The sequence below is a fragment of the Duffyella sp. Ts4 genome (genome assembly GCF_051851875.1).
GTDB classification, from domain to species: domain Bacteria; phylum Pseudomonadota; class Gammaproteobacteria; order Enterobacterales; family Enterobacteriaceae; genus Duffyella; species Duffyella gerundensis.
The window spans coordinates 391,044-405,495 of sequence record NZ_JBLYPN010000003.1 but is presented as its reverse complement, the minus strand read 5'-3'; the positions used below and the strand labels follow the sequence as shown (position 1 = coordinate 405,495).

At 56.8% G+C, this 14,452-nt stretch carries 14 protein-coding genes; 4 read left to right on the top strand and 10 right to left on the bottom strand.

What is annotated here, in order from left to right; all coding sequences use genetic code 11:
• The first annotated feature begins 798 nt into the window (after positions 1 to 798).
• The 3 genes from ycgZ to ACJY2L_RS07315 all read left to right on the top strand — a co-directional run bounded on the left by ycgZ (position 799) and on the right by ACJY2L_RS07315 (position 1,830).
• Positions 799 to 1,044, top strand: coding sequence for a regulatory protein YcgZ (gene ycgZ / locus ACJY2L_RS07325; protein ID WP_439213426.1), 246 nt, complete (start codon positions 799 to 801; stop codon positions 1,042 to 1,044).
• A 192-nt stretch (positions 1,045 to 1,236) separates the two neighbouring features.
• Complete coding sequence (locus ACJY2L_RS07320) at positions 1,237 to 1,530, top strand: hypothetical protein (RefSeq protein WP_439213425.1); 294 nt, start codon at positions 1,237 to 1,239, stop codon at positions 1,528 to 1,530.
• A gap of 45 nt (positions 1,531 to 1,575) precedes the next feature.
• A complete protein-coding gene (locus ACJY2L_RS07315) occupies positions 1,576 to 1,830 on the top strand; it encodes a biofilm/acid-resistance regulator YmgB/AriR (RefSeq protein WP_209502769.1) in 255 nt (84 codons plus the stop codon).
• An 83-nt stretch (positions 1,831 to 1,913) separates the two neighbouring features.
• Here the strand turns inward: ACJY2L_RS07315 and ACJY2L_RS07310 are convergent, their stop codons facing one another.
• On the bottom strand, positions 1,914 to 2,822 hold the full coding sequence (locus ACJY2L_RS07310; RefSeq protein WP_439213507.1) for a LysR family transcriptional regulator: 909 nt from the start codon (positions 2,820 to 2,822) through the stop codon (positions 1,914 to 1,916).
• A 194-nt stretch (positions 2,823 to 3,016) separates the two neighbouring features.
• Here ACJY2L_RS07310 and ACJY2L_RS07305 point away from each other — a divergent pair, with 194 nt between their 5' ends.
• Complete coding sequence (locus tag ACJY2L_RS07305) at positions 3,017 to 3,868, top strand: Vmh family MBL fold metallo-hydrolase (RefSeq protein ID WP_439213424.1); 852 nt, start codon at positions 3,017 to 3,019, stop codon at positions 3,866 to 3,868.
• 22 nt (positions 3,869 to 3,890) lie between these two features.
• Here ACJY2L_RS07305 and ACJY2L_RS07300 read toward each other — a convergent pair whose 3' ends face one another.
• From ACJY2L_RS07300 to ACJY2L_RS07260, 9 genes are all read right to left on the bottom strand, one after another.
• Positions 3,891 to 4,208 carry a hypothetical protein gene (locus ACJY2L_RS07300; RefSeq protein ID WP_439213423.1) on the bottom strand — a complete coding sequence of 106 codons (318 nt, stop codon included), beginning with the start codon at positions 4,206 to 4,208 and terminating at the stop codon, positions 3,891 to 3,893.
• 16 nt (positions 4,209 to 4,224) lie between these two features.
• Positions 4,225 to 4,623: a YybH family protein gene (locus ACJY2L_RS07295; RefSeq protein ID WP_439213422.1), complete on the bottom strand. Its 399-nt coding sequence runs from the start codon at positions 4,621 to 4,623 to the stop codon at positions 4,225 to 4,227.
• Between the two features lie 59 nt (positions 4,624 to 4,682).
• On the bottom strand, positions 4,683 to 5,483 hold the full coding sequence (locus ACJY2L_RS07290; protein ID WP_439213421.1) for an SDR family oxidoreductase: 801 nt from the start codon (positions 5,481 to 5,483) through the stop codon (positions 4,683 to 4,685).
• A 93-nt stretch (positions 5,484 to 5,576) separates the two neighbouring features.
• On the bottom strand, positions 5,577 to 8,690 hold the full coding sequence (locus ACJY2L_RS07285; RefSeq protein ID WP_439213420.1) for an efflux RND transporter permease subunit: 3,114 nt from the start codon (positions 8,688 to 8,690) through the stop codon (positions 5,577 to 5,579).
• Between the two features lie 210 nt (positions 8,691 to 8,900).
• Positions 8,901 to 10,460: a putative bifunctional diguanylate cyclase/phosphodiesterase gene (locus tag ACJY2L_RS07280; RefSeq protein WP_439213419.1), complete on the bottom strand. Its 1,560-nt coding sequence runs from the start codon at positions 10,458 to 10,460 to the stop codon at positions 8,901 to 8,903.
• Positions 10,461 to 10,987: 527 nt separating this feature from the next.
• Entirely contained in the window at positions 10,988 to 11,656 is a 669-nt protein-coding gene (locus ACJY2L_RS07275) for a methionine ABC transporter permease (RefSeq protein WP_439213417.1), read from the bottom strand.
• Positions 11,644 to 12,420 carry a methionine ABC transporter ATP-binding protein gene (locus ACJY2L_RS07270; RefSeq protein ID WP_439213415.1) on the bottom strand — a complete coding sequence of 259 codons (777 nt, stop codon included), beginning with the start codon at positions 12,418 to 12,420 and terminating at the stop codon, positions 11,644 to 11,646. The genes ACJY2L_RS07275 and ACJY2L_RS07270 overlap by 13 nt, the downstream gene beginning before the upstream one ends.
• Positions 12,413 to 13,207: a MetQ/NlpA family ABC transporter substrate-binding protein gene (locus ACJY2L_RS07265; RefSeq protein WP_439213414.1), complete on the bottom strand. Its 795-nt coding sequence runs from the start codon at positions 13,205 to 13,207 to the stop codon at positions 12,413 to 12,415. Before ACJY2L_RS07265 ends, ACJY2L_RS07270 begins: the two co-directional genes overlap by 8 nt.
• A gap of 14 nt (positions 13,208 to 13,221) precedes the next feature.
• On the bottom strand, positions 13,222 to 14,253 hold the full coding sequence (locus tag ACJY2L_RS07260) for an isopenicillin N synthase family dioxygenase (RefSeq protein WP_225702090.1): 1,032 nt from the start codon (positions 14,251 to 14,253) through the stop codon (positions 13,222 to 13,224).
• Positions 14,254 to 14,452: the final 199 nt, after the last annotated feature.

Sequence of the window (14,452 nt, the reverse complement as noted above, 5' to 3'; positions counted from 1 at the left end):
AGTCGCGAATAACGATCTCCGCTGCCGCTGCGTTTATTCCGCGCTCAGCAGCGTGAAATGTCATCCCCTGCGTTGATTTGTGTTAAGGTGCGCGAAACGCAATCAATGGATTTGTCATGACGCATTTGCAATGGTTCTTAAGTCTGGTTAAAAAACAGCAACCCGGCATTAAATGCCCGGTATGTAAAATGTACTCCTGCCAGACGGAAAAGCAAAAAAGCCAGGGGCATACCATGCTCTGCCCCCACTGCAAGTCATTGTTTACTGAGAACTGTTAAGCTGATGCTGGCTGCGCTATCTCGCGGCGCAGTTGATGTTTCACTCTGACAAACTGTTGCGATCTTCCAATCCGGTTCCCGGTTGTTGTTATTTCCCGCTGATTCCCCCCTCGTTTAATAATTGATTTTCACGCCACATTGTTTATTAAATAAAACGCCGCTTTCAGCGTACTTTTTTATATTTCTCCGCATCTAACCCGCTACAAAACTTATTTTCAGACAATTCCTGAAATATTGACCATCACATTCAGCCTGCCTGCTGAAAGTTGTACAAGGTTGTACAACTTTCTACGCCTGCCCTGTACCCGTTGCCCCCACTGGCTTCAACCACCACCCTGTTGTACACCGCTCGCGCTGGTACAATGACTCACAAACACCCAACCAACTGATATATAACAGCTAGCACTTTTTGCCACATAAAAATCTCAAAACAAACGCAAATAACTGTACAAGTTTCCTGATTCTGTATAACTTTGCCACATAACTTGATGAACAACCTTTAACCACAGAGGACTGACGCATGCGCCAGGACGGATACAGTGCCCTACCAACGAACGATATGGCCCGTTACTTCAACAGCATCGCCCTGCCCTCACAGCAAGAAACGCTGGGTCGCATTGTGGTTGAAATCCTGCGCGCAGGTAAAAACCTTAACCGTAAATCTATCTGCACCAAGCTGCTGCTGCGTCTTGAAGTCGCCAGCAGTGCAGAAGAAGAGAAGCATTATCAGGAGCTGATCCGGATGCTGTTCGCTCGGGACGAATGATTAAAGGGGCGTTAGCTAAGAACGTAGCCAACGTCGCGTTAACACTTTCTGACCTTGTTCAGCATCATGGGACGTTAACCGCCAGAGCCATTCTGCTCTGACGGTTAAGGCCCTGCCGACCTTTACAGGGACCTGTAATCACTGCGCATCCAACCAAGAGTGGCCGCGTAATTCGATTCAGGGGGAGCTGACATGAAAAGAAGTGAAGACGAAAAACTGGTAGATATTATGGTAGGCGAAGCGGTGCTGGCCTTGTTGAGTAACGGTCGGCGCGTTTCAGCATCCACATTGCTTATGCAGCTGCAGCAGATTGCGACGCAGGAGTCTGATGAAGAGCGTCAGTCAGCCTGTTCGCAAGCGATTGTCGATGTAAGTAGCAGTATCAGCGCCAGCCATAACACTACGTCCGTAAACGTTCGCGACGGCAATAACGTTAGCCACCTTTTTAACAATGATGGCCCTGCCGACGACGCGAAAAAACATTAACCCCGACAACGTTTAACCGGGCTTTTCCCGGTAAGGAAAAAGCACATGCAGCAGCAGTCATCAGAAGCGGACATTCTCGAATACTTTAAAAGCAGCGGTGAACTCTACACCACTGAAACCGAAGTGCTGGGCGCGACGATTCGTGAAATCACCGCAGCGAAAGGTCACGTCACCAATAAAGCGATTATTTTGCATCTGCTGGCGGCGCTGGAGAGTTCCGAGGATGTGTTGCAACAGGATATTCTGCGCAGCACGCTGGAGCTGGTGGTTGGTCGAACGCCGGATGACAGCGATATCTGATGGTTGTGTTTGTGCTACACAGCTGAAGCCGCCTGCGGGCGGCTTTTTCATGTCCTGAGCTTTTTGCCTCGTCACGAGATTATTCAGCCAGTCGTGCCTGATTGCTTCTTCGCATCAGCCACCAGCGCCGCTTTTACCTCGTCCAGCAGCAGTTTCATCGCAGCAGGCGTATGTTCGCGCGACATGTACAAGCCATAGATACCCAGCCGTCGCGGCGTATAGCGAGGCAGAATCTGCACCAGCCGACCGCTCTGCAATCCGGCACGCGCCTCAATTTCCGGCACCATAGCGATACCCGCATCGGCCATCGCAGCATCGCACAGCAGCGAAGAGATGCCCGCGCTGTAGTTACCGCTCACCGCCACCGACAGCTTCTCACCCTGCTCATCGTCGAAATGCCACAGCTGGCCGGCAAAACGGCTGTAACAAAGACAGTTGTGCTGCGCTAATTCCGCCACCGTTCGAGGCTCACCGTGCCGCTGCAGCCAGCCTGGCGATGCGCACACCACCGATACACAGTCCCCGAGATGGCGGGCGATAGCCGCAGGTTCCGGCGCGTCAGTGATCCGAATCGCCACGTCAATTCGCTCGCTAATCAGGCTGACCGGCTGATTGTTGATCTCCATTTCGATGCGCAGATCGGGATAACGCGCCAGAAAGCCCGGGATCACCGGCCCGACGATCTGCGTGGCGGTGAAATGCGCACAGGCGATGCGCAAGGTTCCGGCGATCGCCTTATGCGAAGCGTGATCGTTAATCTCTTCGGAGAGGCGCGTCAGCTGCGCAGTTTTCTGCAGGATTTTCTCACCGGCGGGCGTGATGGTTAGCCGCCGCGAGGAACGATGTATCAGGCGCGCGCCGGCCCAGTTCTCCATCTCCTCCAGATAGCGACTGACCATTGGACGCGACATGCCCAGCGCACGCGCGGCCGCGCTCAGGCTGCCCAGTTCACATATCCGGTTAAACACTGCTGCGGCTGTTACTCTGTCCATCATGCCACCTGCTCGATTTATGAAACTCAGCATCTCTGATTGCAGGAATTCTAACAGAAGCCAAAAGCCTTACACTAGGCACAGTGCAACAGACAGCACGCCAAAATAGCCGCAGCACCCGGTTGCCCACCTTGCCACCGCTGGCCTGCCGCACATTTTCGCTACGCCGACAACCGATTAACAGGATGACCCTAATGACGTTACGCACCGCTTCCCTGATTCTGGCGATGGCCGCCGCTCCCGCAATGGCGGCACCGCTTCAGCTCGACGTATACAATCCACAGGAACAGGGCATTTTTCCGGTCTCTTCCACGCTGATTTCTGGCCCGCACCAGGCGATTCTGGTGGATGCGCAGTTCAGCGTGCAGGATGGCGAGAAGCTGGTTGCACTGATCAAAGCCAGCGGCAAACAGCTCAAGCAGATCATCATCACCTCCGGCGATCCAGACTTTTACTTCGGTCTGGAACCGATTGTAAAAGCATTCCCGCAGGTACCGGTTGTGGCATCCCCTGCCGTGGTAAAACACATTGAGGAGACCAAAGCGGCCAAGCTCAGTTACTGGGGACCGCAGATGAAAGCAGGCGCGCCTGAAAAGCTGATTGTGCCGCAGGTGACACACGAAACACGCTTCAGCGTGGATGGTGAAGCGGTGGAGTTGCGCCATGCCGATAGCTATGCCGCCTACCTGTGGGTCCCGGCTAACAAAGCAATTCTTGGCGGCACCGGCATTTCGTCGGGCATTCATCTCTGGACCGCCGATACACAAAGCGCGCAGAGTCGTGAATCATGGCGCCATGTGCTGACGGAGATGCAGCAGCGACATCCTGAGACGGTGATTCCCGGTCACTCTATCGGCGCGCGTCCGCAGGGCGATGCGGCAGTGAGCTTTACGCTGACCTATTTGCAGCAGATGGAGAAAGCGCTGGCCGCACACCACGATTCCGCAGGCGTTATCAAAACGATGACCGCCGCGTGGCCGCAGCTTGCTGAGACCCGCTCGCTGGAACTGAGCGCTAAGGTATTGACCGGTGAAATGAAGTGGTAGCCGCCCGCGCGGGGCAGCCAGATTAGTTCATGGCATAGCATTTTGAGGTGGCGACATTCTGATCGGAGCCGGTTCCGGCCCCCTTCAGCATGCAGATGACATAGCTTTTTCCGCTGTGCAGCGTGACTATCGGCCCGTTCTCACCGAGGCCGGAAGAGACCACGGTGGCGCCCTCGTTCAGCATCTGTTGCAGCGAGCGGTTCACCGGCTCCAGTTTGGTTGGATACTCAAGCGCATTGCCGGGCACTTTAGCGCCGGTTTCCGGTGGCCAGTTGGCGGCTGACGCCAGAGTAACCACGCCGGACAGCGCTATTGCCGTGTATATCATCAGTGTTTTCATCAGGATCTCCCTCGATTCAGGCGGTTTCGCCGTCCAGCAGCGTGGTACCGTAGGAGTTGTCGACGGTGCAGAGCCAGTTTCCGTCAGGCGACTGACGAAACACATAGGTTGCGCGGCGCGTGGTTTCAATCAGGCTACCGTGGCCATCGGGGAAACGCAGCACAGTTTCCATCAATACCAGCGCATCACCGCCGCCTTCAACAATCTGCATCTCGCCCTGCTCGACCTGCAGCTGCCCCTGAAAATAGTCAGCAATGGCAACAAAGGCGCGACGGATATCCTCTTTGCCGCGCGCGATCATGCGCGGTTTGACCACCAGCGCCGCATCGTCGGCGTAATAAGTCATGAGCGTATCGAAATCTTGTGCGGTAATAGCGCGATCGCACGCCTCAATAATTTGCCTGATCGGATGCATATTTTCCTCCGTGAGCGTAATGAAAGCCGCGCCAGGCCAAAACCGGGCGCGGTAAACGATTAACCGTTATTACGGAAGCCAGGATAAAGACTCATACCACCGTCGATAAACAGCGTGGTGCCGTGCACATAATCGGAGAGATCGCTCGCCAGCCAGACCACGGCGTTGGCGACATCCTGCGGCTCGCCGACGCGACCGTAAGGGATCAGCTCAAGCAGCCTTTTCCCCGCATCGCCCTGCGTATTCTCTTCGTTGATGGCGGTAGCAATGGCGCCCGGCGCAATGCTGTTCACGCGGATGCGCTCTTCGCCCACTTCCTGCGCCAGCGTGCGCATCAGCAGATCCACGCCGCCTTTTGAGGCTGCATAGTTGGCGTGTCCGGCCCACGGAATCAGCTGATGCACCGAACTCATGTGAATAATTTTTCCCATCGCGCGGCTGACATCAGGACGCGCGCCCTGGCGGCGGAACTGGCGCAGCGCCGCACGGGCGCAGAGAAACTGGCCGGTGAGATTAACATCGATGACGCCGTTCCACTGCTCCAGCGTCATGTCGGCAAACGCAGCATCTTTTTGCAGGCCGGAGTTGGCCACCAGAATATCCAGCGAACCAAAGCGATCCACCGCATGTTCGATGAGATTATCCACATCGGCTTCTTTCGAGACGTCGCCTTTTATCGAAATCGCCTCACCGCCGCGGTCGCGTATTCTTGACGCCAGCTCATCGGCAGGTTCAGCCTGACTGTGATAGTTAATCACCACGCTGGCACCGGCTTCCGCCAACGCCTCAGCGCAGGCATAGCCTAATCCGGAACTGGCGCCGGTAACCAGAGCAACCTGCTTCTCAAGAGACAACATCATTGAAAACCTCACTTAGCGGAACGTTATGATACGAGCATGTGAGTAACTATTATGGCGCGCCGTGGGAAATGTGCATGGCGCGCCAATAATCCGTTAAGCGGTTTTGTCAGAAGCGGCGTGTCGCGTCAGGTAGCGCTTCACCAGCACAAAGAACAGCGGCACAAAAAACAGTGCCAGTATCGTACCGGCCAGCGTGCCGCCGATGATACCGGTGCCGATAGCGATGCGGCTGTTAGCACCTGCGCCGGTCGCTACCGCCAGCGGCATAACGCCCGCGATAAAGGCCAGCGAGGTCATCATGATGGGTCGCAGGCGGGTGCGCGCAGCCTGCAACGCCGCGGCGCTGAGTGATCGTCCCTGCTGCACCGCCTCTTCGGCGAACTCAATAATCAGGATGGCGTTTTTCGAGGTCAGCCCCACCGTGGTAAGCAGCGCCACCTGAAAATAGATATCGTTATCGAGCCCGCGCAGCGCGATAGCCAGCACCGTACCCAGCACACCCAGCGGCACCGCCAGCAGCACGGAAAAAGGCACCGACCAGCTTTCATACAGCGCAGCCAGGCAGAGGAACACCACCAGAATTGAGATGGCATACAGCGTAGTTGACTGGCCGCCCGCCTGTTTCTCCTGCAACGACAGCCCGCTCCAGGCGCCGGTGGTGCCCGCAGGCAGCTCATTTGCCAGCCGCTCTATGGCGTCCATCGCCTCACCCGAGCTGTAGCCTTCCGCGTTTTGTCCCTGAATTTCATAAGACGCAGAGCCGTTGTAACGATCGAGGCTTTCCGGCCCCATGGTCCAGCGCGTGGTGGCGAAAGCGGAGAACGGCGTCATTCCGCCGTCACTGTTGCGAATAAACCACTTATCGAGATCGGACGGCGCCGAGCGGTACTGACCGTCGCCCTGCACGTACACCCGTTTCACGCGGCCGCGATCGATAAAGTCGTTGATATAGGCGCCGCCCCAGGCGCTGGTTAGCGTACTGGTCACGTCATCCAGCGATAAACCCAGCGCCACCGCTTTATTGGTGTCGATATCGATTTGCAGCTGCGGCGTTTGCGGCAGAATGTTGGCGCGCACGGCGCTCAGCTCAGGCGTCTGCGTCGCTTTCTGCAACAGCTGATCGCGCAGTGCGTTAAGCTCATCGCGCGTGGTGCCGCCGCTGGCCAGCAGCTCATAGGTAAAGCCGTTGTTCTGACCGAGGCCAGGCACCGACGGTGGCGTCAGGGCAAAAATCTGCGCATCGCGAATGGCCGCCAGCGCAATGGTGGCGCGGGTAGCGATCGCTTCGGCTGAGTTTTCGCTGCCGGGACGATCTTCCCAGTTTTTCAGCTTAATAAAGGCCATACCGGCATTTTGCGCCGCGCCGCTGAAGTTAAAGCCGTTGATGGTAAACACCACGTCGACGTTGGCTTTCTCCTCGCGCAGGAACCAGTCAACAATCTGCTGGTTTACCGCTTCGGTGCGGCTGGCGGTGGCGCCCGCAGGCAGCGTCGCCTGCAGCATAATGCTGCCCTGATCTTCTGTTGGCAGGAAGCTGCCGGGCAGACGGGTAAACATCACAAACAGCACCGCGCCCAGCGCCGCGTAGCATCCCACCATCACCAGCGGTCGCCGCAGCGTACTGACCACCTTGTGCCGGTAGCCGCGTTCGGTAGCGGCATAAAAGCGGTTAAAGCCACCGAAAAAGCCCTTGTTGTGCGGCTTGCCCGGCTTCAGCAGGATACCGCACAGCGCAGGCGTTAAGGTCAGCGCCACCACCACGGAGAAGGTCATTGCAGCAATAATGGTAATCGAGAACTGGCGATAGATAACGCCGGTTGATCCGGCGAAAAACGCCATCGGCAGGAATACCGCAGAGAGCACCAGCGCAATCGCCACCAGCGCACCGGAGATCTCCTGCATCGACTTCACCGTCGCCTCTTTCGCCGGTAAGCCTTCGTCGTGCATGATGCGCTCGACGTTTTCGACCACCACAATGGCATCATCCACCAGCAGACCGATCGCCAGCACCATGGCAAACAGCGTCAGCGTGTTGATGGTGTATCCGCACAGCGCCAGCACGCCGAAAGTGCCAAGCAGCACCACCGGCACCGCCAACGCAGGAATGATGGTGGCGCGAAAGTTTTGCAGGAACAGATACATCACCACAATTACCAGCCCAATCGCTTCGATCAGGGTGATGACCACATCCTCTACCGAGATTTTAATGAAGTCGGTGCTGTCGAGCGCGTAGGCGACTTCATAACCCGCGGGCATAGAGTGACGATATTCTTCTACCGTTTGCTTCACCAGCGTGGCGGTATTCAGTGCGTTGGCTCCCGGAGCCAACATCACGCCGACGCCTGCGGCCGGATGGCCATTCAGTCGCGTGGTCATGTCATAGGACTCACTGCCCATTTCCACGCGGGCCACATCGCCAACGCGCACGATGGCACCGCTGCGGTCGCTTTTCACGATGATGTTGCGAAACTGCTCCGGGGTTTGCAGCCGCGACTGCGCGCGCACCGTGGCGGTGAGCTGTTGATTGTTCGGCGACGGCAGACCGCCGATTTTGCCCGCCGAGACCTGAATGTTTTGCGCAAGAATGGCCGCGGTGACATCAGAAGGCTGCAAGGCGAAGGAATTCAGCTTGAAAGGATCGAGCCAGATGCGCATGGCGTACTGGCCGCCGAATACCTGAATATCGCCAACGCCGGCGGTACGCGCCAGCGGCTCCTGCATGTTGCTGACCAGCCAGTCGCCAATATCGTTGCTGCTGCTTTTACCGGTGGTGTCATACAGCCCCATCACCAGCAAAAAGTTGGACTGTGATTTGGTGACGGTGACGCCAAGCTGCTGCACTTCACTCGGCAAACGGGACAGCGCCTGCTGCACTTTGTTCTGCACCTGCACCTGTGCCGTATCGGCATCGGTGCCCTGACTAAAGGTTACCGTGACGGTCACATTGCCCTGCGAGCTGCTGCTGGAGGTAAAATAGAGCAGATTATCCAGCCCGGTGAGCTGCTGCTCAATCACCTGCGTTACGCTGTTTTCAAGTGTTTCTGCTGAAGCGCCAGTATAGGTTGCGCTGATGTTAACCGATGGCGGTGCAACGTCAGGATATTGCTCCACCGGCAGTTGGGTAATGGCGAGCGCGCCGAGTAGCATGATCAAAATAGCAATAACCCAGGCGAAGACCGGGCGATAGATAAAAAAACGGGAAAGCATCAGACTGGCCTCTTCCTTTCACAGGCGGGGGAGCTGCGCCTGCATACCTGCGGGCGGCGTGAACATATCAGGCGCAATTATAGATCGTAACCGGATCTAAAACTGTAAACCTGTGTCTTAAGAAATGGGCTTTCTTCGCCAGCAGATGTTGCGAAGTGAAAACAGAGGGGGAAACCGGGCGCAGAAGAACGCCCGGTGAGATCATTGTCGTTACACTGCCTGGGCAGCATGGCCATGATCGTTGGCCGAAAGCTCCTTGACCGGCAAGGCAAACGCCACCGACGGCAGCAGGCTGGTTGCTTCATTGACCGGGATCGCCTTGCGGAACAGATAGCCCTGACCGTAATTGCAGCCCTGCTGTTTCAGCCACATCAGAGTGCCGATATCTTCAATGCCTTCCGCCGTGACCTCAACGCCAAGTTCGCGGCACAACGCCAGCAGCGTTTCCACCACCTTTTTCTGTTCGCGATTATTCATGCCCGCTGAAATAAACGAGCGATCGATTTTAATTTTGCTGATGCCCAGTCCAAGCAGCACGGAAAGGTTGGAATAGCCGGTACCGAAGTCATCCAGCGATACGCGGATATCGCGCTCTTTCAGCCGTTCTATCGCCTGACGTGCCTCATCGGAGATGCTCATCACATCATTTTCAGTGACTTCCAGCTCCAGCCGCAGTGCGCCTGAATCACGAATAATGGTGTAAAGGCGATCGGTCAGCGACGGTCTGATCAGCTGCTCTGGGGTAATATTCAGCGCCAGCGTTAAATCACCGGCCCATTCACTGGCGACCACGCTGACCGCGCAGAGTAGCTGCACGGTCAGCTGATCCATTAAACCAAGCTTCTGCACCACCGGAATAAACACCTGCGGCGGGACCACTTCCCCACTGGGCAGCGTCCAGCGCGACAGGATTTCAAAACCCGCCAGCTTGCCAGTAGCCAGCGTCAGAATCGGCTGCAAAAACGGCACCACGTCATTATTACGCACCGCGTTAGCCACGCTGCGCTCGAACATCTCTTTTTGCCGAAACTGCCGTTCCATATCCGGCGTGAACAGCGCCAGCTGCGATTCTTTGCCGCCTTTAGCCTGATACATCGCCAAATCGGCGGCCTGAACAATGCTGTAGGTGCTGCAATCGGTGGACCGGGCAATGCCGATCGACAGGCCCAGAAAGCTGGCGGGTCCGGTGCTGATCCTGCTGGCACGCGCGCGAATCTCTTCCGCCTCCACCATCAGCGCATCGGTGTTGTCGCTGACGGTGATCAAAGCGAACTCGTCGCCACCGATGCGAAACACATGGGTGTGCGGACCGGTAAACTCCATCAGCAGCGAGGCCAGCGCCACCAGCGTGGCATCGCCCTGATGATGACCATTGAGGTCGTTGATAATTTTAAAATCGTTGACGTCAATCATCAGGATGGCATAAACGATGCCAAGATTATCCAGCTGTTCAGTGCGCACCTGAAATGCCCGACGATTGCCCACGCCGGTGAGCTCATCGACATGCGCCATCTGCGTGGCGGCCTGCTCAGTGCGCAGCAGTTTGCGCATCAGCCCCCCCACCAGCAGGCCAGGCACGACCATGGCCAACAGCGCAAAGGAAGCCGAAGTCATAATAAACCTCAGCCGCTCAGCAGTTTCAAAATCAGTGTCATAACTCAGACCTAATAATTTTGACACCCACGCCTCGGCACCATACTCCCAGAGACTGGCCAGAAATATAATGGTCATGACGTTCAGCAGTGCAAGCCAGCGAAGTTTCAGGCGCATACTAATACCCTGTAATTTTTGATTACGTTAATCATTCTTATAAATATTTAAGTGAAATAAATATGAGCCCTGCCAGTGAGGCATTCAAAAAATATTATTTCGGAAATTTCGCTTATTGCCGGAAAACAGGTGCGTGAAGCGCGCAATCCAGTAACAGCGCCTCCCCTGGCTTGATTGAGTTATCGGCAGCACAGCGGCTACCTGTAGCTACTGCGTGGCTGTCACCCATTTGTTATCTGTCGCAATTAAAGCATAGAATAATATAAAACCATCAGACTTTTTCTTAAAAATTATGATTAGTGAAATAGCTCAAGTCGTTCAGGAAATAAATTTGAGTTAACATTGTGGTAACGAATCCATTATTTGACACGACCGTATCTAATTAATAAACAATGTATTCAGGATATTAGTTTTTGGGCGGATTTATTGATCAGGGATAATTTCCGTTAAGTGCAGGCTGTACAGATTCAGGCAGGAGAGACGATCGGGCAGCCGGTGAAAGGGCTGCCGTCGGGAACGTAAAAGAGTTAGCGCCGGTGCGCCAGGCGGTGTACCACGCAATCACCCAGCTTTTGTACCGCCCACACCAACAGCAGCAGCACGATCACCGTGGCGATCATCATCGTATTGTTGAAGCGCTGATAACCGTAGCGGATCGCCAGGTCGCCCAGCCCACCGCCGCCAATCACGCCAGCCATCGCCGAAAAGCCGATCAGCATCACCAGCGTCAACGTCATGCCGCCGATCAAGGCGGGCAGCGCCTCGGGCAGCAATACGCGACTGACCAGATGCCACTGTGTGCCGCCCATGGCAATCACTGCCTCAATACGCCCGCGATCAACCTCAGCCAGCGCATTTTCCACAATGCGTGCAAAAAACGGAAACGCGCCCAGCGTAATCGGTACGACTGCCGCCGTGCTCCCGAGCGTGGTGCCGATCAGCAGCCGCGTAAAGGGGATTAGCGCGATCAGCAAGATGATAAAGGGCAAAGCGCGGCCGATGTTCACCAGCAGGTTCAGCGGTTGCGCAATCGCGCGTTGCGGCCAGATGCCCTCTGCACGGGTTATAAACAGCAGCACGCCAACTGGCAGACCGATCAGCAGGGTAAACAGCGCGGCCAGCGCTACCATGTAAAGCGTTTCGCCGGTAGCGTTGAGCAGCAGTGACTGAAAGCGATCCCAGCTCATGCCACGCATCGTAACTGCTCCTGATAACGGGCAAGAAACGCACGGTCCGCTTCGCCATCCTGCAACAGCAACTGACGCAGGCGACTGTGCGGATTGGCCATGATTGCGCTGAGCGACCCGCTCTCTACCAGCCGTCCCGACTCCAGCAGCGCGGCACCGTGACAGATGCGCTTCACCACCGCCATTTCGTGCGTGATCAACACCACGGTGATATTCAGCTGGCGTTGCAGGCTGGCCAGCAGATCGAGAATCGACAGCGTGGTGTCCGGGTCGAGCGCACTGGTTGCCTCATCGCACAACAAATAGCGCGGTTCCGCAGCCAGCGCCCGGGCAATGCCTACGCGCTGTTTTTGCCCGCCCGACAGCTGCGAAGGCCAGACGTCGGCGTAGCCTTCCAGCCCCACCAGCGTCAGCAGCGCGTCCACGCGTGTGCCGCGCCGTGCAGCGGGCACACCGGCAATCTGCAACGGCAGTGCGATGTTCTCGCCCACCGTGCGCGCGTGCAGCAGATTAAAATGTTGAAAAATCATTCCCATCTGCCGCCGCTGGGCACGCAGTTCGCGCAGGCTGAGCCGATTGATATCCTCGCCGTCAATCACTACCCTGCCCGCATCGGGCTGCTCCAGCCGGTTCAGACAGCGCAGCAGCGTACTTTTTCCCGCGCCGCTGCGGCCAAGGATGCCGAAAATGGCGCCGGTCTCAATCTCGAAAGAGAGATCCACCAGCGCGGGTTTATCGCCATAACGCTTGTTTAACGCCTCAATGCTAATCATGCTGCTCATCCACGACCGGGATCACCGATCCGCTGTAATGCTGACGAATAAACGCCGCCACTTTTGGCGAGCGCAAATCTTTTGCCAGCCGCAGGATGCGCGGATCTTTCGCCAGCGACGGCGTGGTTACCAGCAGATTGGCATAGGGATTATTCGTGGCGGATTCCAGCGCCAGCGCATCTTTTGCTGGCACCAGGCCCGCCTCCAGCGCGTAGTTGCCGTTGATCACCGCCGCATCGACATCATCCAGCGCCCGCGGAATTTGCGGCGATTCGATCTCCACAATTTTAATTTTTTTAGGATTAGCGCTGATGTCCGCTGGTGTCAGCAGGCTGGTGGTTGCGCCTTTCAGGGTAATCACTCCGCTCTGCTGCAACAGCAGCAGCGCGCGGCTCAGGTTAGTGGTGTTGTTCGGCACGGCGATGCGCGCCCCCTCCGGCAACGCAGCCAGCGTTTTGATTTTGCTGGAATAGAGCCCCAGCGGCTCAATGTGCACCGCGGCGGCTACCGCAAAGATTTTACCCAGCGCCTTTTCCTGATCGTGCAGATAAGGAAGATGCTGGAAGTAGTTGGCATCGACGTCGCCAGCGGCCAGCAGCTCATTGGCATTCACGCCGTTGCTCAGCTCGGTGATGTTGAGATCGAGTCCAGGGTCCAGCGTTTTGACATACTCCAGAATTTCAGCATGCGGCACCGGATCGGCGGCGATGCGCAACGGCGCGGCGTTAACCGCCTGCGCGACCAGCAGGGTCAGCGCCGCCAGCGGTAAAGCGAATCCTTTTTTCATATTTCTCTCCGTAATCAGACGCTGGCGGTGTCGCGCAGGTAATCAGCATAGAAGCGTTGCGCGACGTCAGGATGAGAGCGCAAACGGCCTTTGAGATAGTTCCAGCCCACGTCGCGCAGCAGCGGATTGAGCGGATCGCTGGCCGGTCCCTGCGCCAGCCGCGCCAGCGAATCGGGCAGCTGATACACCGGCACCACCGCGCCCAGCTCGGCGCCGAGGAAAAAGGCCACGGAAAGCCGTTGCCGATCGGCAGGCGGAGAAACCACCCGATGCACGGTAGCGCGCAGATAACCATTGGTTGCCAGCTCCAGTAGCTCGCCGATGTTCACCACGAATGCACCCGGCAGCGGCGTGGCATCGACCCAGCGATCCGGCGCAACTTCAACCTGCAAACCCGGCTGATCGTCCTGCAGCAGGAAGGTCAGAAATCCCGAGTCTTTGTGCGCGCCGACGCCCTGTCGCGAGCCATTATCTGGCCTGCCGGGATAACGAATCAGCTTCACGTGCTCATTGGGCAGCGCGCCGTAGAGGTTATCGAAGGCGTTGTGCGGCAGATGCAGCGCATCGGCAAAGGCGCGCAGCAGCTCGAGCGCCATCGCGGTCATCGCCTGTTGCCATTCAGTTAGCACCTGCTGCAATTCTGGCAGCGCCTGCGGCCACTGATTAGGGCCCTGCAGCCGCGCCCAGGCGGGCGTCCCGGCGGTCAGCGGCAGTGCCGGACGCTCGGCGCCGATATCAAACTGTTCACGGTAGTCGGGCTGGCTGCGGGTGATCTCCGAACCTTCCAGATTGTAGCCACGAAAATGCGGTGACTGCGCCATCTGCACACTGAGCTTTTCCGCCTGCGGCAGGGCAAAAAATGCCCGTGATACCTGTTGTACCGCGGCCAGCAGTTGCGGATCGATGCCGTGATTAGTGAGATAAAAAAAGCCGACCTCGCGGGCCGCCTTGCTTAGCTGGGTATGGATTTGCTGCCGATCCGCTTCGTGACCCTGTAACAGCGCGAAGTCGATAACCGGCAGGGCAACGGCATTACTTTTGCTCATCATTGCTCTCCTGAAAGGGTATGACGCCACTCTGCCAGTCGGCTGCGCTTTCATCTATTAAGTTAAACTGCTATGCATAGTGAAAAATCCGCATAACAAACGGGAAGAGGTAAAGATGAGGCTGAAAAGCGGCGAACGCGCGGGGAAAAGACAAAAAGAACGCGGCAGGTATCGCTGCCGCGTGGAGGTAATTCAGGCC

Bases quoted from the DNA above. Each gene is read 5' to 3' on its own strand.
- ycgZ (WP_439213426.1), top strand. From the start codon at position 799: ATGCGCCAGGACGGATACAGTGCCCTACCAACGAACGATATGGCCCGT.
- ACJY2L_RS07320 (WP_439213425.1), top strand. From the start codon at position 1,237: ATGAAAAGAAGTGAAGACGAAAAACTGGTAGATATTATGGTAGGCGAA.
- ACJY2L_RS07315 (WP_209502769.1), top strand. From the start codon at position 1,576: ATGCAGCAGCAGTCATCAGAAGCGGACATTCTCGAATACTTTAAAAGC.
- ACJY2L_RS07310 (WP_439213507.1), bottom strand. From the start codon at position 2,822: ATGGACAGAGTAACAGCCGCAGCAGTGTTTAACCGGATATGTGAACTG.
- ACJY2L_RS07305 (WP_439213424.1), top strand. From the start codon at position 3,017: ATGACGTTACGCACCGCTTCCCTGATTCTGGCGATGGCCGCCGCTCCC.
- ACJY2L_RS07300 (WP_439213423.1), bottom strand. From the start codon at position 4,208: ATGAAAACACTGATGATATACACGGCAATAGCGCTGTCCGGCGTGGTT.
- ACJY2L_RS07295 (WP_439213422.1), bottom strand. From the start codon at position 4,623: ATGCATCCGATCAGGCAAATTATTGAGGCGTGCGATCGCGCTATTACC.
- ACJY2L_RS07290 (WP_439213421.1), bottom strand. From the start codon at position 5,483: ATGATGTTGTCTCTTGAGAAGCAGGTTGCTCTGGTTACCGGCGCCAGT.
- ACJY2L_RS07285 (WP_439213420.1), bottom strand. From the start codon at position 8,690: ATGCTTTCCCGTTTTTTTATCTATCGCCCGGTCTTCGCCTGGGTTATT.
- ACJY2L_RS07280 (WP_439213419.1), bottom strand. From the start codon at position 10,460: ATGCGCCTGAAACTTCGCTGGCTTGCACTGCTGAACGTCATGACCATT.
- ACJY2L_RS07275 (WP_439213417.1), bottom strand. From the start codon at position 11,656: ATGCGTGGCATGAGCTGGGATCGCTTTCAGTCACTGCTGCTCAACGCT.
- ACJY2L_RS07270 (WP_439213415.1), bottom strand. From the start codon at position 12,420: ATGATTAGCATTGAGGCGTTAAACAAGCGTTATGGCGATAAACCCGCG.
- ACJY2L_RS07265 (WP_439213414.1), bottom strand. From the start codon at position 13,207: ATGAAAAAAGGATTCGCTTTACCGCTGGCGGCGCTGACCCTGCTGGTC.
- ACJY2L_RS07260 (WP_225702090.1), bottom strand. From the start codon at position 14,253: ATGAGCAAAAGTAATGCCGTTGCCCTGCCGGTTATCGACTTCGCGCTG.